Genomic DNA, 24,006 nt, shown 5'->3' on the forward strand with positions numbered 1-24,006 from the left:
ACTATATTTACTTACATTTCTTGTTGGTTATTACGCAAATAATGGCTAGCTTTTCCATTTTTAAAGATCAATAAAGCATTTTCTTCTTCTGCTTTGTGTCGTGGAACCAAAGTAAATCCATCATCATCTTGTATAACGACCGAATGCCAAGGTGTACGCCAATTGTCATCCGAGTCCAACAAAAATATTCCAATTTTTTCTGAAACTCGAGGTTGTGGATGAATACTAAGACGAACCGAATTTGGGAATTGCTCCTTCAATAAATTAGTCCATGCATTACTTCTTTGAATTACCCGGTAAGCATTCATACGAGCTACATTTAATATCTGGTTTTTTGACCAGCCTTTGAATTCATTAAGACCTGAAAAATCCTCAGTCAAAAAGCGACAAATCCCGCGGTACATTTCAGCTGCTGGTTTTTCTTGCTTACATCGGTGTTTTAAGCTTAGTAATGACTCTCCATATTGAACCATCAACTCTTCACGCAGTGTGCTATATTCTGGTATATCTTGAAAAACATCATCTAAATCAAAGTAATCAATATTATCTGCATAAGGTTTTCCCACTCTCTCTATAAGATCATATTTATAAGAAGATATGGCCTCATCCGGGATTCGTACGAGTTCAGCAAAAACCCTTCCATCAGAACAAATCGTTAACTTTGCTCCAGGTGCATAAATATTTTTTATTTTTTCACATAATTTATTCAATGTTGCTAAAGCTAATTCCTCACCTTTATCAGGGAAAATATCTAAAGTTTTTTTCCTATTGGGTGATTTAGCAGGAAAAGCAGGTAAAATCATATGAATAGGTTGTTTATTTTTGACAAAATTCAATACTTTTTGAATATGTAAAAAAGCTTCTTCTTGAAAGTTCTCTTGCTCTGAGTCATTTGCTAATAAACGGCGCTTATGAAAAATTAATTTTACGATCTGCTCAGCTAATATTAAATCATTATTTAAAATTTGTTCCACAACAAAAACCCTTATTTCCTTTATACATTTATCAATTAGACTTATTTTTAAGCCTTGATTTAGATTTCCAATATTACTTTATAGATAAATTTAATTTAGTTCATTTAAATCTCTCTCCAACAATAACTTCTATAGCAATTACTCCTATTTCTATAATGAAATCAATATTTTTATTCTACGCAACAGGACCTTAATAAGATTTAGACTAGTCAATCAGGTTTACAAGATTTTTATAATATTAAATATGGCCTACCTGCCTTAAATTGGGAGTCAATATCTCTTCATCACATTTTTTCAAAAAAAATAAACCATATTTATAATAATTTATCTCTAAATATTTAGAATGCCCTAATTCTCTATAAGCATAATTATAAAGTTAAATCATCAACCTATTAATCAAATAATTACTAGCTATTGAACTAACAATAACAATGTATTCATTAGATATGACTTTCATTATTTCCTCCTAATTATAAAATTCTTATTTATATTAAGTTTTCTTAATGATTCACAAGTGTAGCATTTACTCCAATGTAAATCCATGTACTCAAATTGAATAAATTTTATTTATAATAATTATTACTATTCAGTTTAATTTAAAATTAAAATAAGAAAAAATTAATGCTACAGCAATTAATTAAAACATCGATAGAGGTATAAATACATTTTTCTTATTATTAAATTCTATAAAAAACATAGTAAGTCTTTGCTTAAATTTAAATTATAAAAAATTTCCAACAATTAATTAATTATTTATAATTAAGAATAAATTTAAATTGCCAATTAATTTATTACTAAAACTAATATAAAAATTTTACTGAATATTTAATATTATTAAGTTTTTATAAATCCTATTAAAAAATAAAATAATAATTTTTATGATTTGTAGATAAAAATCTTTATTCATAAGCCTATTTTTCAGCCAAAATTAAATAATTTTTATATAGGCCAAGAACTATAGGTATTTATATAGTAAATAAACTTTAGTCTCTTATTATAGTATTTAATTAAAATGGAGAATATCTTGTACCACACTGGCAAAATTAATCGCCATTTGTGAAGGGTTATGTTTTTTATAAGCAAGCCCTAAACCCACTGTAGGTACTGGTGCTTTCAGAGAACGATAAGCCACGCCCTGTATTTGCAATTGTTTGGTCGACTCTGGTACCAAAGACACCCCCAAATTTGCAGACACCAATGATAAAATCGACACAATTTGTGGGGCATTTTGTCCAATTTTAGGTTCAAACCCCCGCTCATGACAGGCTTGTTTAATCGCATCAAAAAGCCCTGCACTAATGGAAGGTGGAGAGACAATAAAATCAAGCTCTCGTAGCGCAGTTAAATCAATTTCTGATGATACATCGTTGAGTTGAAAAGACTCGGAAGGCAAAGCAGCAATGAGTGGTTCCGCTAATAATTCTTGAATAATTAAACTGTCTGGAATGTGACGAGGCGAGCGAATAATCGCAACATCCAAACGGTCTTCGAGTAATAAATCGATGAGCAGCAAGGTGTTTGCTTCTTCAAGTTTTAAATCCACTTTAGGATATTGCTGCTGGAAATAGCGAACGCATTTAGGAATTAGGGGGTTCAACATTGAGGTACCCGTAAAACCCAATCGCAATTGACCAACTTCACCATTTGCTACCTGTTTAACCAAGTTCGCTGCATCTTCTACACGTTGTTGTACAGGCTGAATCGCATTTAAAAAGGCAAGCCCAGCTTCGGTCAGCTCCACCCCATGCGGAGAACGAATAAATAAATCTGCGCCCAATTCTTCTTCTAAGTCGCGTATTTGCATGCTTAAAGGCGGCTGGCTCATGTTTAAGCGCTGCGCAGCTTTGGTAAAGTTTTTTTCTTCTGCTACCGCTAAGAAGTAGCGTATATGTCTTAGTTCCATTGCTATATATAAAACATATCATGACCCATTGTTAAATATATTAGAAAAATACCATCTAAATTGCTAATTTTAATTTATCGAATTTTCTCGATGCAGCATGCCTCACAAGCACTGCTATTTCTATCTGTCATGGTCATGATATGAACTCTTCATCTACACCCAGTACCTTAAGCACTGAGGCAACTTCTGTTCTTTCCCGCGAATGGATTCACAAAGGGACCAAAGCCTATAAGCACGCAGGATTTGCTTTATTCCTCGTAGGTTTTGCCAGTTTCTCTCTGATTTATTGCGTACAACCGCTCCTGCCAGCTTTTAGCCAAAGCTTCCAAATTAGCCCTGCGAGCAGCTCTCTTGCCCTGTCTTTAACCACTGCCTTTTTAGCGATTTCAATTGTGTTATCTAGTGCTTTTTCACAGGCAATTGGTCGTCGTGGCGTGATCTTCAGCTCAATGCTGTGTGCAGCTATTCTTAATATTGTGGCTATGTTTACACCTAACTGGCACAGCTTACTCATAGCACGAGCATTAGAAGGTCTATTGCTTGGCGGTGTACCAGCCGTAACTATGGCTTGGATTGCCGAAGAAATCGCACCTGAACACTTGGGTAAAACCATGGGCTTATATATTGCAGGTACGGCTTTTGGTGGAATGATGGGCCGCGTCGGCATGGGCATTTTGATTGAATATTTTTCATGGCGCACAGCCTTAGGCTTACTTGGAGCAATCTGTTTTATTTGCTCAATTGCCTTTTTAAATTTACTTCCTGCTTCGCGTAATTTCGTCCAGAAAAAAGGTTTGAATTTAGATTTTCACCTGCAAATGTGGCGGGCCCATTTAAGTAATTTCAAATTACTACGCCTATTTGCCATTGGTTTCTTGCTCACGAGTGTGTTTGTTACCTTGTTTAACTACGCCACTTTCCGTTTAAGCGGAGCACCTTATTCACTGAGTCAGACTCAAATTAGCCTTATTTTCTTGTCGTATAGCTTCGGTATGGTGTCTTCATCGTTAGCAGGCAGCTTAGCTGATCGCTTCGGCAAAAAAACCATGATGATGAGTGGCTTTGCCTTAATGATTGTGGGTAGCCTTATGACACTGCTCACCTCTTTGTTCGGCATTATTATTGGTATTGCATTTATTACCACAGGGTTCTTTATTACCCATTCTCTCACCAGTAGTTCCGTGGGCGCCGAAAGCAAACAAGCTAAAGCCCATGCCAGTTCGCTCTACTTACTTTTTTACTATATGGGTTCGAGTATTGTTGGCTCAGCAGGTGGATGGTTCTGGTTACACGGTGGATGGAGTGCAATTGTAGGCCTAACCGTTGTACTGTCGTTACTTGGAATATTTTTAGTAATTTATACATCACACGCAAAAGCTCATTAATTTTTAAATTAAAGGAAAATCACATGTCGCGTTTATTTGTTTATGGCACTTTAGGCCCAGGTCGTCCTAATGCACATATACTTGAAAATATTGGCGGACAATGGGCAGAAGGTTGGGTAAATGGAACCTTGCGTAATGAAGGTTGGGGCGCGGATTTAGGCTATCCGGGAATCGTGCTCGACAATAGTGCCAATCAAGTTCAAGGTTTTGTTTTTAGCTCAGAGCATTTAAATGCAAACTGGAAATTACTAGATGACTTTGAAGGCGAACAATACGAAAGAGTACCTGTACAGGTCACTTTAAATAGTGGCGAACGTGTTGATTCTTTTATTTATGTGTTGAAGTCTTAAATTATTTCTAGAGCTTAACCACACGAGCATTTAAAAATTGATAGAAAAAATTTAAGTGATCATTTTTTGGCTTGTAATTTTTTTAAGAAACTGTAAAATTCACTCCACGTTGCCGGCATAGCTCAGTTGGTAGAGCAACTGACTTGTAATCAGTAGGTCCACAGTTCGAATCCGTGTGCCGGCACCATCATTAAACCTCATGAATACTTTATTTATGGGGTTTTTTGTTGTCTATAATTTTAGGCATAGTATATTCATCATATTTTGTAGGAATATACTTACCTCAAAATTTATTATAAATATAAACTTAAAAATAATTTTCTAAAGCAAATTTATTATTTTAAAAACTAAATATGATGCTGCTAATTTATTAAAAAATATAAGATTAAAATAAGAAATATTAAAAAGATACGATTATAATGCGCCACCAAATAAGGTCATATGAATAAGACCTATTTTATAAACTTTAATTCATTAAGATACCAACAAGGAAAAATATGAAACTTCGTTTTATTTTACCTGCTTTATTTCTAACATTGCCTTTAACAACATATGCTCAAGACACTACATCTCAACCTCAGATGCAAACTAATGCAAACCCACCAATTTGCTTAATTGAGGGTACTCCTTCAGCAGAGCACTATAAATCTATTAAACGTATTAAAGCCGCGAAAGGAACCTATGGTGGTTTTGAAGAAGTAAAACCTAAATTGGCAATTGTTGCTCGTAAATACGGTGCAGATGTGGTGATTAATTACCATCAAAGCCAAAGATTTGGTTTCTGGCCGTGGCGTATTGTTCGCCCAGTACTCACAGGAACAGCCGTAAAATGGAATACGCCAGTTGATTGTGCTGCCTTAGGTGGAAAAGAAATTCGTTAATAGAAAATGAAAAAAGCCCAACATCCTGTTGGGCTTTTTTCGTATTTCGTTACTAGGTACACTTCCTGTAATACCTCACGTCCTGATGCTTAAACTTATTATTGTTGTTTTACGTTTCGGAACTTCCTGTTCCTGATGAGTTCATCATAGGCAATTCGTGAGGTCATAAAAAGAAGTCATTTCCCTGAATATATGTAAGAAAAAGCGTACATAGTGCTTTCAAATTTAAGACTTGATTTGCCTATATCTGAAAATAAAAAACGAAAATATGAATTCATGAAGAAGTTCAATTCATCAATTAAATAAGAAGAACACGCTATAATGAATTTATTACTTTATTTCTAAAATATATTTAAAAATAACAAGGAACGAGATGTTTACTTTGCCATCAAATATTTTCCAGCCCTTAGTGATCATACTGGCATGCCTAATTATTGTTGTAAGTAAAATGCCTCAGCTAAAATTTAGAAAAACTATATTATTTTTAGCCTTTGGCAGTCTTACTTTAATCTGTACTTTGGCAATATTTGGCTTCTTTAATTAAGCCTTATTTCTTGCTCTTCTCTATCATTTTTTCAAAATGTCTAAGGTTTGGGTTGAGCGTATCCCATGCATAGGCTTGGCTCACAAACACCTCTGCTCTAGGCTGATAGAGACTCGGGTCATCCAAAGTACCTGCACGTATTGAAATCATTTCAGGCGCAATTTCAGGTAAGCCAAAAAGCTGAGAACCACACGTCGGGCAAAACGCTCTTTTGATAGGTCGGCCAGAAGATCCTAAAGTCTCAAAATATTTAAGTTCACCACTTACTTTCAATTCAGATTGGTGAAAAAAAGCAATTGGTGCATATGCCGAACCTGTTGCCTTCTGACAATCTCGACAGTGGCAATTAAAGCTGTAACGTGGTTCTGCTTCACTTTGGTAGCTCACAGCTCCACATAAACACGATCCTTGATATTTGGCTGACATGGTTCATCCTATTTTTTTATTGCTGTGATTTGAATATAACGTACATATCCATTTTGGTAGAGTTGTTGGCATAACTTGGCAGTCATTTGAATTTTAAAATTTGCCAATCCTCGGTTTTGCTTTTGTCCTTGTTGCTTTTGAATATATTGCGAAAAACCGAGTAACACTTGCTCAGATAAATCTTCAATTTGAATATCTATAAAACCCTGTTGTTCCAAAGTCGTTCTTAATATTTTTTCATTGGGCACAACATCCCAAGCGACATCCGCTGCTTTGAGTAAATAACGATGCTTTTGTTCTTGCAAGATGGTCATGTTTTGACATGAGTCGGCACGCATGAGGTAATGAAAACCTAATCGACCTTTTGAATTTAAAACTGGCGTAACTGAATCTAGAAATGAATTTAAATGGCTGTGATAAGCGGCATCGATACACAGCACGACATCGAAGTATTGTTTAAATTCAAATTGTTTTAAATTTAAAAATGAACCGCAGAAAACTTGATTGATTTCTGGGATAAATTTTTGAATTTTATTAACACATTGGGCTTGTAATTCAACTGCACTGAGGCTTTTAGGCTGATAGTGCTGTAACCAATGCAATAAACTTGCGCCCTGTCCGCAGCCTAAATCCAAGAGATGATCTTTTGAATTTAAATTGACAGCTTGTGCCAAATGGTCAGCCAGTTGGCAACAAGCTTCACGGTAATTTTGGGTATTTTGCCAAAAACCCAAATTTGTCCAAGCAAGCTCTTCATCATCCCCCAAGCTTGATGCATCAATTGCATATTTATGAGGAATAAGTCGAGAGAGAGCTGCTCGAACTTTTGTTTTCACAATTTTAATAGCCGAGTTCTGGGGCAACTTCAACCTTAGGTTTTAAACCTACAAATGGTAAAGGCGCACCTAATATTTCAGCGATATGCATCGCAGAAGTGACTGCTGACTCTAAAATTGGTAAGCCATCGCATGACCATGAACCGCAGTAAAATACTTTACGGTTTAAATCTAAATGGCGTTGTTGCAATTCTTTATTGAGAGCAACTGTTTGTGAGTCAACGACTGCACGCGTTAATGTCACTTTTGAAATGATTTTTTTAGGGTCAATATCAGTGACTGGACGCCAAGTCTGGAATACTGGATTTTTACCCACAAGCGTAGGTTCAACCGCATTCATCCATACTGTAAATTGTTGACGCGTGAACTTACGATCCATCATATAGCTCAACACTGACCAGTCTTTACGACGTGGCGGCATGACTGTTGCATCTGTATGAATAACAAGATCACCTTGCTCAAAACGGAATTGCTTAAGCAGATTCATATCTTCAGCAAATTGTTCAGGGTTTAAAAACTCATCAATCTTAGAGGTTGGTGTTGCAACAATCACTCGATCAAATAAGTTCTGTTCACCTTGGCTGTTTTCAACCAGTACCTTTTCGCCTTGTAATTTAACTTTTTTAATCGCTGACCCGCTATGGATGTCGATATCTTTAATTAAGCTGTCTACAAATGCAGGTGTACCGCCTTTCATACGTAATAGCATATCGCCATCAGTTAAGTGACGTAAAAACTCAAGTAGATTTTTTGCAGGCCACTCGCCAATTGTTTTTGGGTTACACGTACAAATGGTATATAGCACTGGCATTACTACACCATGCCAGAATACTTCTTCTATATCGTTCTGATTAATAAATTCAGCGAGAGTAATGTCTTGATTTTTAGATTTGAAAAACTGGTGGATTGCAGTTTTTAATTGCAACATCCCTTTTACAAGACGCCAGCCATATTGCTGAATGCCTTTACGGTTATTGATAATCGGGAAATTACCAATACGGCTACGAGATGTGGTTAACCATGTTTCAGTACGGTCTTCAAATAACCAGCTACATGACATATAAGTACGAACCGGAAAGGTTTTAATACCTAAATGAGCAGCAAGGCTGAGTGTATTTTTCCACAAATGTGGATTCATCACACGCAATGGCGCATCAATAATTCCACCGTCGAACTCAATACTATGGCTATCCATTCCTCGGCCAGGAAGTGCTTCAAATATCGTGATCGTATGTCCTGCATCTTTCAGAATTCTTGCTGCCGCAAGACCTGCCATTCCACTGCCAATAATTGCGATATTCAAAATGATGTCCCATTTTTCGAGAATTTTTTTGATTATCACTCATACCCTAAAAAAACACCGTATTAAAAACTACCAGATTTTTATTTTTTGCATCAATTTATATTGAAAATATTTAACTGCCCCATAGGCTGTTTTTTTATATTTTTTTACAAAAATAGACAACCATATAAAAACTTATATTTTTTATAAATTTAAAAAAAATCTTTTAAATAAAATGAGATAATTTAACTGCATTTATATCATTTGTTTTACAACTATCTTTTTTTGAGATATTATGGAACCACAATAATGAGAACCAAATCACACAAAACAATGCCGAAACAACAATGAGAGCCATTATAAAAACAGAACCTTTACAGCGAAAAAGCCCGCTATTCACACTTGATAGCGGGCTTTTTATTACTTTGCTTTAGGAGGTTAATTAAATGCTATTCAGCAATTTATCCTTCTTGCATGATCGAACCGAATTTTCCACGATTAAAATCATTAATCGCTTCCATAATTTCAGTTTTGGTATTCATCACGAATGGACCATAACCTTCAATTGGCTCATTAAGCGGTTGACCAGTTAACACCAAGAATTTAGTGTCTTCTTCGGCATTTAAACTAAACTCAACACCCTCACGAGACAAAATCGCAACGGTTTTACCTTCAAGACGGTTTGAGTCATTAACCACAACTGCACCATCTAATACCACAACAAGCGTGGTGTGACCTTCAGGTACATAAAGGGTATGTTTTTGGCCTTTAACCAATTTGCCATCCCATACATTTAATGGACTAAATGTCGTTGCTGCACCTTGTGCTTCTGCATATTCACCTGCAATAACGCGCAAATGACTACCATGCTCGTCTAATGCAATGTCTGGAATATCTTTCGCTTCAATCGCTTGGTATTTTCCAGGCGTCATTTTTGAATGAGCGGGTAAATTTACCCACAATTGCACCATTTCAAAAAGACCACCATGCTCTGCAAATTCAGGCGAATGGAACTCTTCATGTAACACACCCGCGCCCGCAGTCATCCATTGCACATCACCAGTTTTAATGGTTCCGCCGCCACCGCTTGAGTCTTTATGAGTTACTTCACCTTGGTAGGCGATTGTCACCGTTTCAAAGCCACGGTGTGGATGTGAGCCTACACCTTGCTGCTCGGTTGTTGGCGAGAAGGTATAAGGCGCTGCATAATCCAGTAGCAAAAATGGGCTTAGGGTTTGGCCTAAACGGTCATAAGAGAACAGGTTATATACAGGGAAACCATCACCCACCCAATGCATCTGGTTATTTTGATATGCACCAAGAAATTTCTTCATCTGATCTCTCCTATATATGTAGGATTTTCTTGAACTGAGATTGATTTTACGCCTCAATAATTGCAGTTTATAGATCAGGATTAGCAACACATTATTTCATCTATGAGACAATCTTAGAATTTGATGTGTTGTCTGAAAGATCGTCCTATTTTTAAAATTCTTAATCCTATTTTTTAGACTTAATCACGACATAAAACTCAATTAGCATAATTTTAGGCAATAACGACCTACTCAATAATTTTTGATTATTTATTTTGATAACATGAGGAAATAAAAAATGGCTCAAGATTACGTGCGTTTAGACAAGGATAATGCTGCGGTTCTTTTAGTTGACCACCAAGCAGGTTTACTTTCTTTAGTTCGAGATATCGACCCAGATAAATTTAAAAACAATGTATTAGCACTTGCTGATGCTGCCAAATATTTCAATTTACCGACTATTCTTACGACAAGTTTTGAAAACGGTCCAAATGGTCCTTTAGTTCCAGAATTAAAAGAACTTTTCCCAGATGCGCCATTTATTCCACGTCCTGGTCAAATCAATGCATGGGACAATGAAGATTTCGTAAAAGCTGTAAAAGCGACAGGTAAAAAACAACTGATTATTGCAGGTGTGGTAACTGAAGTTTGTGTAGCATTCCCAGCTTTATCTGCCCTCGCTGAAGGCTTTGAAGTGTTTGTGATTACTGATGCTTCTGGTACTTTCAATGAATTAACGCGTGATGCTGCGTGGGACCGTATGTCAAAAGCAGGTGCTCAGCTGATGACTTGGTTTGGTATGGCTTGTGAGTTACACCGCGACTGGCGTAATGATGTAGAAGGCCTTGGCGCATTATTCTCAAATCATATTCCTGATTACCGCAACCTGATGACCAGCTATAGTTTTAATACATCGCAAAAATAATTTCTATTGTTAAGATTAGAGTGCCAAAGCGCTCTAATCTTAAATTTAAATGGATTGATCTGACATTGATAAGCTCTTTTGATGATTTTTATTATTTCTATTTAGTCGTAAAACACGGCGGCTTTAGTGCGGCTAGTGAAGCTGAAAATATTAGTAAATCTAAGCTCAGCCGACGCATTATTGACCTTGAAAATAAATTTAACGTTAGCCTCATTCAAAGAACAACCCGACATTTTAAAGTGACCGATTTAGGCCAAGAGTTCTATGAAGAATGCTGCAAAGTCATTGCTCAAGTTGAATGTGCAGAAAACGTTTTGTTAAAGCAAAAAAGTGAACCTCAAGGGTTAGTGAAAGTAAGCTGTCCACCGCTTATGATGCATTTTCAAATTAGAAAAATTTTAAATCAGTTTTTAAAAACCTACCCTAAAGTTGAGATTGCACTCGAGCTGACAAGCCGACGGGTAGATATTTTGCATGATGACATCGACCTCGCGATTCGGACCAATTTCGAACCGAATGAAGATTCGAATTTAATTGTTCGTGATGTGATTAAAACAGACCACTGTCTGGTGGCTTCACCTGAATTACTGCAAGGTCGCACTATTGAGCATTTTTCCGAATTACAGGACTTTCCAAGTATTAGCTTAGGCACGCAAAAGCAAAATCCTATTTGGCATTTATGTAATATTCGAAACGGTGAATCGGTTGATGTGCCTTATCAACCACGAATCAAAAGTAATGACTTAGCAGGGGTCTACTATGCAGTGATGGATGGCTTAGGCATTGCCGACCTTCCCTTTTTAACTGTTGAATCGGAAATTCGTAAAGGCACACTTGTGCACATTCTTCCTGACTGGAAGTCAAATATTGGTACGTTGCAATTGGTGTATGTTTCGAGAAAAGGCCAACGTCTTGTAGTCGAAAAACTTATTGAAACACTGATTAATGAGTTAAGGCGTTTGCCCGAAAGTCATGATGGCTATCTATCGCCTTAAAATAAAAAACCGGTCATGAATGGGCATGACCGGTTTTTGTGAAACATCACATACAGCATAACTGCATGTTTTCGTTAAGAACAAAATGAACTCGCTTTGTTCCTTACTCAGATAAGTCTACGCAGAGGTATTTCATTTCGACATATTCTTCGATGCCGAATTTTGAACCTTCACGACCTAGACCTGACTGTTTTACGCCACCAAACGGAGCAACTTCATTTGAAATCGCGCCTGTGTTAATGCCGACCATACCGTACTCAAGTGCTTCACCCACTCGCCATTGACGAGCTGTGCTTTGAGTAAATAAATAAGCAGCTAAACCGAACTCAGTATCGTTCGCCATTGCCACTGCTTCATCTTCAGTTTTAAAGCGGAACAGTGGTGCAAGTGGACCAAAAGTTTCTTCTTTAGACACTTTCATGTCTTGCGTTACGCCTGTTAGCACAGTCGGTTCAAAGAATGTTCCGCCAAGTGCCGAGCGTTGACCACCAATACGAACTGTTGCGCCTTTCTCGGTTGCATCTGCAATATGAGACTGAACTTTTGCAATCGCATCTTCATCAATTAAAGGCCCTTGAGTTGAACCTTCTTGACGTCCGTCACCCACTTTAAGCTTAGACACAGCTTCAACCAGACGCTCTGCCAATGCATCGTAAATACCATCTTGAACATAAATACGGTTAGCGCAAACACAAGTCTGACCGCTGTTGCGATATTTACTTGCCATAATGCCCTGAACTGCTTGTTCAAGGTTAGCATCGTCAAATACCACAACTGGTGCATTACCACCGAGTTCAAGTGAAAGCTTTTTAATGGTTGGCGCACATTGTTGCATCAAGATACGGCCAACTTGAGTTGAACCTGTGAAGCTGAGCTTACGAACAATATCGCTTTCGCATAGGGTTTTACCAACTTCAACCGCATCACCACTAATATTAATTAAAACATCCGCTGGTAAACCTGCCTGTAACGCCAATACTTCAAGTGCATAAGCTGTTAACGGTGTTTGTTCTGCTGGTTTAACCAACATTGAACAACCCGCAGCAATTGCTGGACCTGCTTTACGCGTAATCATGGCAGCTGGGAAGTTCCACGGCGTAATTGCAGCAGTAACGCCAATCGCTTGTTTAATCACGAGCAAACGTTGATTTGGCAAAGTAGGTGTTAAGACTTCACCATCAACACGGCGGGCTTGCTCGGCAAACCAGCGAATAAATGATGCTGCATAACCAATTTCACCACGTGCTTCTGCTAATGGCTTACCTTGCTCAGCTGTTAAGATTTGAGCCAGATTTTCTTTGTGCTCAAGCATGAGGTTGTACCATGCCAATAACACATCAGCACGCGCCAAGGCAGTTTGCTTTTTCCAAGCAGCTTGCGCTTTTGCTGAACGATGAATTGCGGCTTCAACCCCTGCACGGTCATAGGTTTTTACCCATGCCAAAGTTTCACCTGTAGCAGCATCATTAACTTCGATATAATCATTTGATGCAGGTGCTTCTAATGAAATATCAGGATGTTTTAATAAATACTGCAAATTATTTTGAATCATGCAGATTGCTCCATTGCTTTTGCACTACCTGCTTTGAGTGTCGCAAAACCTTGTTTCAAGATATCAAGACCTTGACGGAATTGCTCAGCAGGAATGGTTAATGGATATAAGAAACGAATTACATTACCGTATTTACCACAAGTAAGAAGTAACAACCCGTTTTCCATTGCATAGTTTTGTACAACTTTTGCTTGTTCAGCCGTTTCAAGCTCTACTGCAACCATTGAACCTAATGCACGAATATCAGTAACCACATCGCCTGTTGCTTGTTGAATATCTTTAAGGCTAGCAACCAACTCTGCACCTAATTCATTTGCACGGTCGCATAAGTTTTCTTCTTCAATCGCATCAATAACAGCGTGTGCAGCAGCAACCGCAATTGGGCTACCTGCGTAAGTACCACCTAGTCCACCTGGGTTTGGTGCATCCATCACTTCTGCACGGCCAACAACACCTGAAATTGGGAAGCCGCCGCCCAAGCTTTTCGCCATGGTGATGAGGTCTGCTTTAGTCTCGAAATGGTTCATTGCGAACAATTTACCAGTACGAGCAAAACCAGATTGCACTTCGTCAGCAACCAATAAAATACCGTGCTTGTCACAAATTGAACGTAAACGTTTTAAGAATTCAGCTGGTACAACATGAAAGCCACCCTCACCTTGTACTGGCTCAAGCACAATTGCTGCAACATCATGTGGTGCAATATCTTCACTGAAAATATCTTCAACGCTTTCAATTGCCGCATCTACTGAAATACCTTTAGCAGGCACAGGGTAACGTGCGTGGAACACACCAGCTGGCATAACACCGAAATCACGTTTGTAAGGCGCTGTTTTACCAGTCATTGCCATGGTCATAAATGAACGGCCGTGGAAACCATTACCAAAAGTGATAATGCCGTGACGACCCGTATAACAACGAGCAATCTTCACCGCATTTTCAACTGCTTCTGCACCTGTTGTGAAAAAAGCTGATTTCGCAGGACCTGCAATTGGCGCGCGCTCATTAATACGCTCGGCTAAAGCTACATAGCTTTCGTATGGTGTTACTTGATAGGCAGTATGAGTAAATTTAGTGAGTTGCTCAGTCACCGCTGCAATGACTTTAGGGTGGCGATGGCCTGTATTTAAAACCGCAATACCACCAGCAAAGTCGATAAATTGGTTGCCTTCCTTGTCCCAAAGCGTCGCGTTTTCAGCTTTTTCCGCATACCACTGACACATCACGCCGACACCACGTGGAGTTGCTTGCTGTTTACGTGCGTTAAGTGCAGAATGTTGATTATCCATTTGATTCCCTCATATTTTCATCATCAGTTGCAGCTTTGGTTTTTGCATCCTGTGCTTAATTTTCAGGGTGCTTTACAACGACTGCCTATGCATGTAATTTCGCTCGTCTGATGGCAACTGACGAGAGCCACTTTTTAACTGTAGGAGAGAGCCAATTGCGTAGTTTACTTGGAGATCATTTGCTACAACGACTCCAACAGGACACTGAAGGGAAACTACATCAACGCCTTTTTCGTTGCCTGCGGGGTGCCATTATTGATGGAGTCATCCAGCCCAAGACTCGTCTACCTGCATCACGCGACTTAGCCAGTGAAATTCATGTTTCAAGAAATACGGTGCTCACTGCCTATGAACAACTACAGGCTGAAGGCTATTTAGAGGCTCGTACAGGCCATGGCACATGGGTTGCCGAAAAACTACCAGAGAGTTTTTTAAATACACAAAATAAGAAAAAAGCTGTTTCAAGTCCGAAAGTTCAAAACTCTTATGCGCTCTCAAATCGTGGCTCAAACTTGTTAGGCTATGCCGCGGCCTCGCCACATCAATGGGGAGCTTTTGTACCGGGAGCACCCGATGTAACAGAGTTTCCACATCATATTTTTAGTCGTATTCAAGCACGCTTAAGCCGCGAACCCGACATTAACCGCCTTATTTACAGCAATGCAGGTGGCTGTATTGAACTCCGGAGTGCGTTGGCAGACTACTTACGTGTTGCACGATCAGTTCAGTGTGATGCTGACCAGATTATTATTACCGAAGGTATTCACCAGGCGATTGACTTAGTTTCGCGTGCGCTTAGTGATATTGGTGATCGTGTCTGGATTGAAGATCCAGGCTATTGGGGAATGCGCAACACTTTACGTATTAATGGCGTAGATATTCAACCCATGCCAGTTGATGCCGAAGGCATTATCCCCGAAGAAAATCCGGTTAAACCGCCTAAACTCATTTTTGTCACGCCATCACACCAATATCCACTAGGTTCGCATTTAAGCCTAGATCGTCGACGCAAACTGATTGAGATTGCTCGCCAGCACAATAGCTGGATTGTAGAAGATGATTACGACAGTGAGTTCCGTTTCTCGGGCCAGCCGTATCCATCTTTACAAGGTCTAGAAAATGATGCACCTGTGTTGTACATGGGTACGTTTAGCAAAACCATTTATCCATCTTTAAGAATTGGTTATTTGGTGGTGCCTAAGCCGCTCTTTTCACCCCTACGTATTGTTTCGGCCGAACTCTATCGCGGTGGACATTTACTTGAACAAAAAGCCCTAGCTGAGTTTATTCGTGAAGGTCATTACGAAGCGCATATTCGTCGTATGCGTTTACTTTATGGTAAGAGACGCGATTACTTAGTCAGTCTGATTAAACGCTATCTTGGGCCCGAATTTATTCATGAATATGACGAAGCAGCAGGATTACATCTGGTTTTAAAACTACCAAACTCTTGCGACGATGTTGCGATTGCAGCAACCGCACTTGAACGTGGTGTCAAAGTTCGTCCACTTTCACAGTACTACATGCAATCACATGCACATGCAGAGCGCGGACTGCTCATGGGCTTTGCCTGCGTAAATGAAAAAGACATGGTGATGGCTTTTGGCGTCTTACTCCAGTGCTTACGTGAAGCAGGCGTACAAACGCTTAATTGATTTTTTGTCGTTCTTAATCAAAAAAAGAGCCTCACAATGAGACTCTTTTTTTATTCTAAAAATATTAAACTAACTTTTCTTCATGAGTATGAGTTAAATGGGCCGCTCTGCGATCTTTACCCCAGCCCAGTTTTTCAGACAACAATCCGAAGAACACAATAATGCCGAACAGAGCTGTAGTGTAAATCACTTCTTTAAAATAAGTACCTTCAATCAGCATGGTAAGAATGGCGCCAATAATTGCAAAAATTACCACATAGGTTAAGTAAGGGAACATCCACATTTTAAAGTCAATTTTCACGCCTTCAGCTTCTAGTTTTTTACGCATACGAAGCTGAGAATAAGCAATGGTCAGGTATACATAGAGTGTTGCTGCACCCGTCGTTAGCATGAAAAAGTCATAAACATCCATACTCTTGGTTGCAGTTAAAATCACGGCAATCACAGAGAAAAAGCATGACACAATCACACCAACCCACGGACTGCTTTTACTGTTTACAGAGCCAAAACTTTTTGGTGCATCGCCACGTTTAGCTAACGAAAATAGCATCCGTGAACACGTGTAAAGCGCTGAGTTAAAGCAACTACATACCGAAGTTAACACTACAAAGTTCACAATATGACGAGCGCCTGGAATCCCAAGTGCACTTAACGTTACGCTGTAGGTTCCCCAAGTCGAATCTTTCAAAAGCTCATTGTTGTGAGGAATCAAACATACCGCGACAAACATTGAACCCACATAGAATAAAATAATTCGCCAAACCACTGAGTTCGATGCTTTACGAATTTCTTTAGATGGGTTTGCCGACTCTGCTGCCGCTACAGTCACAATTTCAGCGCCAATATAGGCAAACATGACCCCCAGTAAGGCAGTAATAACGGATGATCCTCCATTTGGCATAAAGCCTTGAGAGGTTAGATTACTCATACCTGAAGCAGCCGGATTGCCCCAAGGCCACAAATGCATGATGGCTAAACTACCAATCACAAGGAAAATAACAATCGCGATGACTTTAATGAGCGCAAACCAAAACTCAAACTCACCATAGTTCTTCACGTTTTGTAAATTGACTGCGACCAATGCACCAATCACGACAACCATATAGGCCCAGATCGGTATAAAGGGGAACCAATTATTTAAAATTTTACCTGCCACATAGGCTTCCCACCCCATGAGCATTGCGAGCGTACACCAATATAGCCAACCAATTGAAAAACCGGCCCAACGACCAATTGCACGGTCGGCATATGTTGAAAAAGAGCCACTATCAGGGTTTAAAACGGCCATCTCGCCTAACATACGCATGATGAACCAAACGAGTAGACCGCCCAAAGCATAGGTTAGAAAAACTACAGGCCCTGTATTGTAAATAATACTGCCCGAGCCCACGAATAGAGAACCACCAATAACCCCTGCAATTGAGATCATCGTCAAGTGGCGTGATTTGAGTCCATGTTTTAAACTTTGGGAGTGATTGGCTTCAGAACCATTTTGATGAGCTGCCATATCATTTTCCTTAATATATGGAGGATATCGGCTAGTCTCGGAAAACCTCCGAAGCCAAAAAATATCCCCTAAAAATTTAGCCGTTTTGCCCAATTCCTAAAACAGAAAAATCACTGAGCTTATCCGGCGCTTCCGTATGCATACTTCCAATGGCTTTAATTTGTCGTTTCGGCACTCAAGAAACGAGAGCCATTTTTGTAATAAAAGAGAGAGCCAATTGCAAAATTTATACGCAAAATTGGCCCTTTTTATATGAGATGCGGTAAGTGATTTTTAGTTTTTATTTTAATCAGTTTGAAATTCTTTAGTTTTGTTCAGAAATTAATAACGCTTTTGTACCTGTTTCCAAGGCTCTAAAGATATGTTTCTGGTCGGCAGGGTAACAAATATAGTCACCAACACCGAGCTCAACAGCTTCATCAATTAAACCAACCAGAGCTTTACCTTCAACCAAAACAATATGTTCTACAGAACCAACCGGATGAGGTTCTGAAAGACGGTCTTCGCCTGGTTCCACAATCAATAAATAAACATCACGGCGCGCATGCGGTGGACAAGTCGCTAACAAAATTGCTTTGTAATTGGCAATCTCAGAACTCACCGTTGGCCCATCGCCACAGCGTATCACTTGTACCTGATTGCTGGGTTCTTCCATCAAACGTGCAAATGGAATATTCAGCGCAACACAAAGTGCCCATAAGGTTTCAATGCTTGGGTTACCTTGCCCTGCTTCTAGTTGAGAAAGTGTAGACTTTGCAACGCCTGCACGACGGGCAACCTCTGCCAAAGAAAGCCCTGCTCTTTGACGTTCACGATTTAAACCTTTAGCAATAATTTCAATTGGCTGAGACATTCACCACATCCGTTCTATAAAAAAAACGATCGTTCGTTTTGACAAAACAATTAGACTTATTCATTATAATGGAAAATCGTTCGTTATATCATGCTATGAACACATACTCTCTCATTAAGAAACTTAGTAAAGACACCACTCGCTCGATTTTTTTTGTGTGTCTAGCGACCAGTGTTGTTGGTATGTCTTTAGGTTCACTTGCCGCAAGTTATGGCTTAGCGCTCTGGATCCCGCTTTGCCTATCTGTATTTGTACTGGCAGGAACTGCTGAATTTATTTTTATTGGATTCTTGGCAGTTGGTGGTAGCCCAATTGCTGCTGCGATTGCAGGACTACTCGTCAATTTAAGGCACTTGCCTTTTGGTATTGCGGTCAATGAATTAATCAGAGGTAAATTCTCTCGATATTTCGGTGCTCATATCATGAACGATGAAAGCGTTTTGTTTGGCATGGCACAGCCTGATTTTGAGACTAAAAAAGCTGCTTACTGGTTGTGTGGTATAGGCATCATGCTGACTTGGCCACTTGGTGTCACTTCGGGTTATTTTATTGGAAGCGCTATTCCAGACCCAAAAACATTTGGTCTAGATGCCATTTTCCCTGCCATTTTAATTGCACTTACTTTTAATGCTTTAAAGAATAAATCTACTCGAAAAGCTGCATTTGCCGGATCAACTTTGGCACTGATTACTACACCTTTTTTGGCCTCAGGACTTCCAATTCTGATTTCACTTTTTGGCTTAATATTTGGTAGAAAAAAATGAATCAACAATTACTTATTATTTTAGGCATAGCCTTGCTAGCACTTGGAACATATGGGATTCGTTTTGCTGGTTTTCACTTAGGGGCCAAATTTACTTTTTCTGAGAAATACCAAGTTTTACTCTCAAACGGTGCAACTGTTTTGCTGTGTGCGATCGCAGTCACGACTACATTTTTTGAAGGCCAAGATTTCGCAGGGTTTGCGCGTATATTCGGTGTTGGGCTAGCGCTTTTCTTGGTTTGGAAAAAAGTACCGCTTTTATTAGTGATTTGCTTAGCTGCTGCGGGCACGGCCCTGATACGTTTGCTTGGAATTGAGTAATAAAAAAGGCGAGATAAACTCGCCTTTTTTGAAACTTTGATTAGAACGGTAAATCGTCGTCTAAATCTGCTGGCGCAGACGCAGGCTGTTGTGGCGCTTTTGGAGCAAAACCACCAGATTGCGGGTTACTATTTCCGCCATTACCACCAAAACCAGCTGGATTACTGCCGTAACCGCCACCACTATTTTGGTTATAACCACCACCTTGGTTATTATTTTGATAACCATTGCCACCTTGTTGAGGTGCATTAAAACGTGGTTGATTAAAATCATTACCGCCAGCGAAACCTTGTTCACTTTGTTGACGAGCATCTAACATTTGCATTTGGTCGCCACGGATTTCTGTAGTGTAACGTTCTTGACCATTTTGATCAGTCCACTGACGCGTACGTAATGAACCTTCAATATAAACCTTAGAACCTTTACGTAAAAACTGCTGAGCAATTTCCCCTAAACGGTTATGCAAAACAATACGGTGCCATTCAGTTTGTTCTTTACGCTCACCTGAAGTTTTATCGGTCCAAGCTTCACTTGTCGCGATAGAAAATTGAGTCAGCGAACCCCCATTTGGAAAAGTTTTTGTTTCAGGATCACGACCCAAAGTACCAACCAAAATAACCTTATTTACACCACGCATTAGCTGTCTTCATCCTATACATTTCTATGTTTTACTTTATAAGAGTTATGCTTAAATGGCTACCTCTTTACCGAACAACTGCGTTAAATCACGTCGCGCAGCCTCATCAAGAGTCTGTTTATCGACTTTAATATAAGCAACTTGCTGGTCAGGCATCACCACAACTTCTTCTATACCACGAATAGCCAATAGCTGTGTGGTCCACTCATTCACCTGTTGCACTTGCGGCAATGGCAACACAATCGATGACAAATACCGCGGCTGAGCTAAACCAAAACTAATTAGCAACCATATTATAGCAATCCCTGTTAAGACACTCCATCCCATCGCAGTATTATGTAACATCAATAATTGACCACCTAGTGTGCCACCAAAAAAAGCACCTAGGAACTGACTACTGGCATTTACGCCCATAGCAGTTGCTTTTGACTGAATTGGCGCACATTTTGATAACCACGATGGTAATAAGGCTTCCATCACATTAAAGGCAATAAAGAAAATACCGAGGCCTGCGAGTAATACATATTTTGATTGATACCCAAATATGAGGAGCAGTAAACCTGCAATAATTCCTGTAATTGCCGTTAAGAAAATTCCTCGCATTTTGCGATATTTTTCAGCCACGATAATGCTTGGAAATGCAAAAAACAGGCTAATGACTAATAACGGCAGATATACCAAACCATGGCTCGCCAAAGGAATATGTGCAAACTCGATAAGCTGTGAAGGCACATAAATAAACATGGCGGTAAGTAATAAATGCAGTGCAAAAACCGAAACGTGTAAACGGTTTAAATCACCCATTTGAATGACTTGCTTAAGCTGCGCCATGTAGCCTTGCTGATAATTACGATGATGACGAGTTACTTTAGGTACAAGCAATAACATCAAAATCGCGATTAAACCCATAATGGTCGTGACAAAGAACAAACCAGAAATGCCGACAAGACTTGTGAGCCAAGGCCCAAGACTAAACGCCACCACAAAAGATAGGCCAATACTCATGCCCATCGCGGCCATGGCTTTAGTACGCTGCTCTTCACGCGTTACATCGGCTAAAAGCGCCATCACGACTGCTGAAACTGCACCTGCGCCTGCGATGGCACGGCCAATAATTACGCCATAAATCGTGTCAGATAAACCGGCAATTGCACCGCCAATTGCAAACAGCAATAAGCCAAGCACCACGAGAGGTTTACGACTAAAACGGTCAGCCAGTAAGCTAAATGGAATTTGTAAAATAGCCTGACTTAAACCATAGACACCCACAGCCAAACCAATGAGTGCTGGAGTTGCATATTGATATGACTGCCCGACTACAGAAAAGACAGGAATAATCATGAACAAACCCAACATGCGTAGCGCAAAAATACTACTTAAGGCAAAAGTTGAGCGACGTTCCAAAGCATTCATCATATCAATACACGTTTATCAAACTAGGCAAATTATAAGCCGATTCGTTTCTAAAAATACGGGACACCTTATTTAAATTAACGATTTCAGCTTAAAAAAATAAAGAGGCATTCAGCCTCTTTATTCTATCGAGCTTTACTGAAAATTAGCTTAAGGCGACTCTTGCTCGCGCTTCGAATATTGAATTGAAGCAATAATAGCCCACACAATAAACGCTACACCAATTAAACCAGTGACCACTTCAGGTACATGTACACCTGTACCACTTGCAATCATAATGAATGCTAAAGCACCAATCGCATAATGTGCACCATGTTCTAAGAACACATAAGCATCTAGCGTGCCTTTTTCAACAAGATAAACTGTCATTGAACGGACAAAAATAGCACCGATTGCAAGACCCAGCATAATCACAACAACGTCGCTAGTAATTGCAAAAGCACCGATTACACCATCAAAACTGAATGATGCATCTAACACCTCAAGATACAAGAAACCACCTAAACCAGCTTTAACTACGCCAGACGCAGCACCCGAACCATCTTGTAATACAGCATTACCATTTTCATCAATTTCAGGTTCACCACCTAACAAATGACTTAATACTTCAACGCCAATATAAACCACAATGCCCCAAATACCAGCCATGGTAACTGCTAATCGTTGGTGGTCATCGACATAACCAGCCATCACAATTAAAGCAATCAACGCAAGAAATACAGACATTGCTGGTACGCTAGCTAAACTTGCAAGTTTAGATTCAAGCCATCTAAACCAATGGGTTTCTTTTTCATCATCAAAGAAGAAGTTTAAGAAAACCAATAATAGGAATGTTCCACCAAAAGCCGAAATTTCAGCATGATGTGCCATTAAGCGCTCAGAATAAGTTTTCGGATCGTTAAGTGCCAATTTTGCCACTTCAATAACGCCCATATCAGCAGTCACAGCAACAATCACGACAGGGAAAATCAGACGCATACCAAAAACGGCGATTAAAATACCAACCGTTAAAAAGATCATTTTCCAGAACGGATCCCAATTACGTAGAACCGATGCATTCACGACAGCATTGTCAAAAGATAAAGAGACCTCCATTACAGCTAAAATGGCTGTAATTGTTAAAGCTTTAAGCATGGTCGACACGCCAGCTTCAGGTCCATGGGTAAAACCCCAATACGCGGATAGTGCTAAACACACCACCGTAAAAAATATCGAAAATCGGAAATGCTTCATGGATCAGACCTATACCAAGAACTAAATTTAATCTTTATTAAAACCGCGGCTATTATATCGATAATTAACCACAAAACGATGTTGTTTTGTGCCGTTATTAGCTTTAGTTTATCTCACTGTTTAATAAAGAAATTTACAATTCTTAATTAACTTGTTAATCGTATTAAATATTTTCTTGCGATATATCTATCATTATTATTTTCGTATTTTAAAATTGATTTAAAATCCGGTTTAGCTGTCTTATTTTAAAAGGAATGATTTTATGCTTTTTTCTCAAGAACTCTGGCAACGTAATTTAAATTTATATCAAAAAATTCTTGATCTTCCTTTTAATCAGGAACTTGCTAACGGTACTTTAGATAAAGAAGCTTTTTGTCATTATGTCATTCAAGATGCTCAATATTTAGTGGCTTATGGTCGCGTACTTGCTGTTGCAGCTGCGAAAGCTTTTGAAGCTGACGATATCATGCAATTTTCAGATGCAGCCAAAATTGCAATTGTAGTTGAACGCAGCTTGCATGATGACTTCATGAAAAATTTTGGTGTGACCAAAGAAGAATTTAAAAATACACCATTAACTTTAGCAGGCCATCATTACACTTCATTTTTAACAGCAACTGCTTGGTCTGAAAGCTATCCTGTCGTGCTTGCAGCATTGTTACCTTGCTTCTGGATTTATGCCGAAGTCGGTAAAGATATTGTAGACAAATCCATTCCGAATAACCCTTACCAAGCATGGATTGATACCTATGCAGGTGAAGAGTTCCATATAGCCGTTCGTAATGTGATTGCGACAGTCGATAAAGTTGCAGCACGTTGTGATGCCGACACTTTAGAGAAAATGCATGCCGCATACACCATGGGTGCAAAACTTGAGTGGTTATTTTGGGATAGTGCCTACCACAAAAGACAATGGTTAGGTTTAGATCAGATCTAAATTAAAGTTAGGCTTTGACCATTTACTTAATT

General features: G+C 39.2%; 22 protein-coding genes and 1 tRNA gene. 10 read left to right on the forward strand and 13 right to left on the reverse strand.

Annotated elements, in window-relative coordinates; genetic code table 11:
• Positions 1-11: 11 nt before the first annotated feature.
• Complete coding sequence (locus tag OD757_RS11815; RefSeq protein ID WP_263031991.1) at positions 12-974, reverse strand: isocyanide synthase family protein; 963 nt, start codon at positions 972-974, stop codon at positions 12-14.
• 1,003 nt (positions 975-1,977) lie between these two features.
• Entirely contained in the window at positions 1,978-2,877 is a 900-nt protein-coding gene (locus OD757_RS11820; protein ID WP_263031992.1) for a LysR family transcriptional regulator, read from the reverse strand.
• A 140-nt stretch (positions 2,878-3,017) separates the two neighbouring features.
• Between OD757_RS11820 and OD757_RS11825 the strand changes: the two genes are divergently transcribed.
• The 4 genes from OD757_RS11825 to OD757_RS11840 all read left to right on the forward strand — a co-directional run bounded on the left by OD757_RS11825 (position 3,018) and on the right by OD757_RS11840 (position 5,493).
• Positions 3,018-4,262: an MFS transporter gene (locus tag OD757_RS11825; RefSeq protein WP_263031993.1), complete on the forward strand. Its 1,245-nt coding sequence runs from the start codon at positions 3,018-3,020 to the stop codon at positions 4,260-4,262.
• 23 nt (positions 4,263-4,285) lie between these two features.
• On the forward strand, positions 4,286-4,612 hold the full coding sequence (locus tag OD757_RS11830; RefSeq protein ID WP_263031994.1) for a gamma-glutamylcyclotransferase: 327 nt from the start codon (positions 4,286-4,288) through the stop codon (positions 4,610-4,612).
• 111 nt (positions 4,613-4,723) lie between these two features.
• Positions 4,724-4,799: transfer RNA gene (locus OD757_RS11835), tRNA-Thr, on the forward strand.
• Positions 4,800-5,109: 310 nt separating this feature from the next.
• Positions 5,110-5,493: a hypothetical protein gene (locus OD757_RS11840; protein WP_263031995.1), complete on the forward strand. Its 384-nt coding sequence runs from the start codon at positions 5,110-5,112 to the stop codon at positions 5,491-5,493.
• A 547-nt stretch (positions 5,494-6,040) separates the two neighbouring features.
• Here OD757_RS11840 and OD757_RS11845 read toward each other — a convergent pair.
• The 4 genes from OD757_RS11845 to OD757_RS11860 form a co-directional block, all read right to left on the reverse strand.
• Complete coding sequence (locus tag OD757_RS11845; protein ID WP_192836194.1) at positions 6,041-6,463, reverse strand: GFA family protein; 423 nt, start codon at positions 6,461-6,463, stop codon at positions 6,041-6,043.
• Positions 6,464-6,471: 8 nt separating this feature from the next.
• Positions 6,472-7,299 (reverse strand): SAM-dependent methyltransferase, encoded by an 828-nt coding sequence (locus OD757_RS11850; protein ID WP_263031996.1) that lies wholly within the window; start codon positions 7,297-7,299, stop codon positions 6,472-6,474.
• Positions 7,300-7,303: 4 nt separating this feature from the next.
• Positions 7,304-8,602 carry an FAD-dependent oxidoreductase gene (locus OD757_RS11855; RefSeq protein WP_263031997.1) on the reverse strand — a complete coding sequence of 433 codons (1,299 nt, stop codon included), beginning with the start codon at positions 8,600-8,602 and terminating at the stop codon, positions 7,304-7,306.
• Between the two features lie 440 nt (positions 8,603-9,042).
• On the reverse strand, positions 9,043-9,915 hold the full coding sequence (locus OD757_RS11860) for a pirin family protein (protein ID WP_262144425.1): 873 nt from the start codon (positions 9,913-9,915) through the stop codon (positions 9,043-9,045).
• Positions 9,916-10,192: 277 nt separating this feature from the next.
• Here OD757_RS11860 and ycaC point away from each other — a divergent pair, with 277 nt between their 5' ends.
• Together ycaC and OD757_RS11870 are read left to right on the forward strand one after the other, a co-directional pair.
• Positions 10,193-10,819, forward strand: a complete 627-nt coding sequence (gene ycaC, locus OD757_RS11865) for an isochorismate family cysteine hydrolase YcaC (protein ID WP_002052204.1) — start codon at positions 10,193-10,195, stop codon at positions 10,817-10,819.
• Between the two features lie 20 nt (positions 10,820-10,839).
• Positions 10,840-11,814 (forward strand): LysR substrate-binding domain-containing protein, encoded by a 975-nt coding sequence (locus tag OD757_RS11870; RefSeq protein ID WP_263031998.1) that lies wholly within the window; start codon positions 10,840-10,842, stop codon positions 11,812-11,814.
• Between the two features lie 103 nt (positions 11,815-11,917).
• Here the strand turns inward: OD757_RS11870 and OD757_RS11875 are convergent, their stop codons facing one another.
• A complete protein-coding gene (locus OD757_RS11875; protein WP_263031999.1) occupies positions 11,918-13,366 on the reverse strand; it encodes an NAD-dependent succinate-semialdehyde dehydrogenase in 1,449 nt (482 codons plus the stop codon).
• Positions 13,363-14,655, reverse strand: coding sequence for a 4-aminobutyrate--2-oxoglutarate transaminase (gabT, locus tag OD757_RS11880; RefSeq protein ID WP_263032000.1), 1,293 nt, complete (start codon positions 14,653-14,655; stop codon positions 13,363-13,365). The genes OD757_RS11875 and gabT overlap by 4 nt, the downstream gene beginning before the upstream one ends.
• 155 nt (positions 14,656-14,810) lie before the next feature.
• Here gabT and OD757_RS11885 point away from each other — a divergent pair, with 155 nt between their 5' ends.
• The gene (locus tag OD757_RS11885) at positions 14,811-16,310 is read left to right on the forward strand and encodes a PLP-dependent aminotransferase family protein (protein WP_263032001.1); all 1,500 of its coding nucleotides are present in this window, start codon (positions 14,811-14,813) and stop codon (positions 16,308-16,310) included.
• Positions 16,311-16,374: 64 nt separating this feature from the next.
• Here the strand turns inward: OD757_RS11885 and OD757_RS11890 are convergent, their stop codons facing one another.
• Both OD757_RS11890 and OD757_RS11895 read right to left on the reverse strand, forming a co-directional pair.
• On the reverse strand, positions 16,375-17,817 hold the full coding sequence (locus OD757_RS11890; protein ID WP_263032002.1) for an amino acid permease: 1,443 nt from the start codon (positions 17,815-17,817) through the stop codon (positions 16,375-16,377).
• 304 nt (positions 17,818-18,121) lie between these two features.
• Entirely contained in the window at positions 18,122-18,670 is a 549-nt protein-coding gene (locus OD757_RS11895) for a helix-turn-helix domain-containing protein (protein WP_263032003.1), read from the reverse strand.
• A gap of 68 nt (positions 18,671-18,738) precedes the next feature.
• Between OD757_RS11895 and OD757_RS11900 the strand changes: the two genes are divergently transcribed.
• Positions 18,739-19,434 carry an AzlC family ABC transporter permease gene (locus OD757_RS11900; protein ID WP_263032004.1) on the forward strand — a complete coding sequence of 232 codons (696 nt, stop codon included), beginning with the start codon at positions 18,739-18,741 and terminating at the stop codon, positions 19,432-19,434.
• The gene (locus tag OD757_RS11905) at positions 19,431-19,754 is read left to right on the forward strand and encodes an AzlD domain-containing protein (protein WP_263032005.1); all 324 of its coding nucleotides are present in this window, start codon (positions 19,431-19,433) and stop codon (positions 19,752-19,754) included. The genes OD757_RS11900 and OD757_RS11905 overlap by 4 nt, the downstream gene beginning before the upstream one ends.
• A 40-nt stretch (positions 19,755-19,794) precedes the next feature.
• Here the strand turns inward: OD757_RS11905 and ssb are convergent, their stop codons facing one another.
• The 3 genes from ssb to OD757_RS11920 form a co-directional block, all read right to left on the reverse strand.
• Entirely contained in the window at positions 19,795-20,391 is a 597-nt protein-coding gene (gene ssb / locus OD757_RS11910) for a single-stranded DNA-binding protein (protein ID WP_263032006.1), read from the reverse strand.
• Between the two features lie 51 nt (positions 20,392-20,442).
• Complete coding sequence (locus OD757_RS11915) at positions 20,443-21,807, reverse strand: MFS transporter (protein ID WP_034678568.1); 1,365 nt, start codon at positions 21,805-21,807, stop codon at positions 20,443-20,445.
• Positions 21,808-21,954: 147 nt separating this feature from the next.
• Positions 21,955-23,037, reverse strand: a complete 1,083-nt coding sequence (locus OD757_RS11920) for a DUF475 domain-containing protein (protein WP_034678570.1) — start codon at positions 23,035-23,037, stop codon at positions 21,955-21,957.
• Between the two features lie 262 nt (positions 23,038-23,299).
• Between OD757_RS11920 and tenA the strand changes: the two genes are divergently transcribed.
• Entirely contained in the window at positions 23,300-23,974 is a 675-nt protein-coding gene (gene tenA, locus OD757_RS11925) for a thiaminase II (RefSeq protein ID WP_009391857.1), read from the forward strand.
• The last annotated feature ends 32 nt before the right edge of the window (positions 23,975-24,006 follow it).

It is taken from the genome of Acinetobacter sp. AYS6 (genome assembly GCF_025630795.1).
In the GTDB taxonomy this organism is placed as follows: domain Bacteria; phylum Pseudomonadota; class Gammaproteobacteria; order Pseudomonadales; family Moraxellaceae; genus Acinetobacter.

Excerpts from the sequence above, each read along its gene's own strand:
- OD757_RS11820 (WP_263031992.1), bottom strand. The coding sequence starts at position 2,877 with ATGGAACTAAGACATATACGCTACTTCTTAGCGGTAGCAGAAGAAAAA.
- OD757_RS11900 (WP_263032004.1), top strand. The coding sequence starts at position 18,739 with ATGGAAAATCGTTCGTTATATCATGCTATGAACACATACTCTCTCATT.
- tenA (WP_009391857.1), top strand. The coding sequence starts at position 23,300 with ATGCTTTTTTCTCAAGAACTCTGGCAACGTAATTTAAATTTATATCAA.
- OD757_RS11860 (WP_262144425.1), bottom strand. The coding sequence starts at position 9,915 with ATGAAGAAATTTCTTGGTGCATATCAAAATAACCAGATGCATTGGGTG.
- OD757_RS11895 (WP_263032003.1), bottom strand. The coding sequence starts at position 18,670 with ATGTCTCAGCCAATTGAAATTATTGCTAAAGGTTTAAATCGTGAACGT.
- ycaC (WP_002052204.1), top strand. The coding sequence starts at position 10,193 with ATGGCTCAAGATTACGTGCGTTTAGACAAGGATAATGCTGCGGTTCTT.
- ssb (WP_263032006.1), bottom strand. The coding sequence starts at position 20,391 with ATGCGTGGTGTAAATAAGGTTATTTTGGTTGGTACTTTGGGTCGTGAT.
- OD757_RS11825 (WP_263031993.1), top strand. The coding sequence starts at position 3,018 with ATGAACTCTTCATCTACACCCAGTACCTTAAGCACTGAGGCAACTTCT.
- OD757_RS11875 (WP_263031999.1), bottom strand. The coding sequence starts at position 13,366 with ATGATTCAAAATAATTTGCAGTATTTATTAAAACATCCTGATATTTCA.
- OD757_RS11830 (WP_263031994.1), top strand. The coding sequence starts at position 4,286 with ATGTCGCGTTTATTTGTTTATGGCACTTTAGGCCCAGGTCGTCCTAAT.
- OD757_RS11840 (WP_263031995.1), top strand. The coding sequence starts at position 5,110 with ATGAAACTTCGTTTTATTTTACCTGCTTTATTTCTAACATTGCCTTTA.
- OD757_RS11915 (WP_034678568.1), bottom strand. The coding sequence starts at position 21,807 with ATGATGAATGCTTTGGAACGTCGCTCAACTTTTGCCTTAAGTAGTATT.
- OD757_RS11845 (WP_192836194.1), bottom strand. The coding sequence starts at position 6,463 with ATGTCAGCCAAATATCAAGGATCGTGTTTATGTGGAGCTGTGAGCTAC.
- OD757_RS11890 (WP_263032002.1), bottom strand. The coding sequence starts at position 17,817 with ATGGCAGCTCATCAAAATGGTTCTGAAGCCAATCACTCCCAAAGTTTA.
- OD757_RS11905 (WP_263032005.1), top strand. The coding sequence starts at position 19,431 with ATGAATCAACAATTACTTATTATTTTAGGCATAGCCTTGCTAGCACTT.
- gabT (WP_263032000.1), bottom strand. The coding sequence starts at position 14,655 with ATGGATAATCAACATTCTGCACTTAACGCACGTAAACAGCAAGCAACT.
- OD757_RS11920 (WP_034678570.1), bottom strand. The coding sequence starts at position 23,037 with ATGAAGCATTTCCGATTTTCGATATTTTTTACGGTGGTGTGTTTAGCA.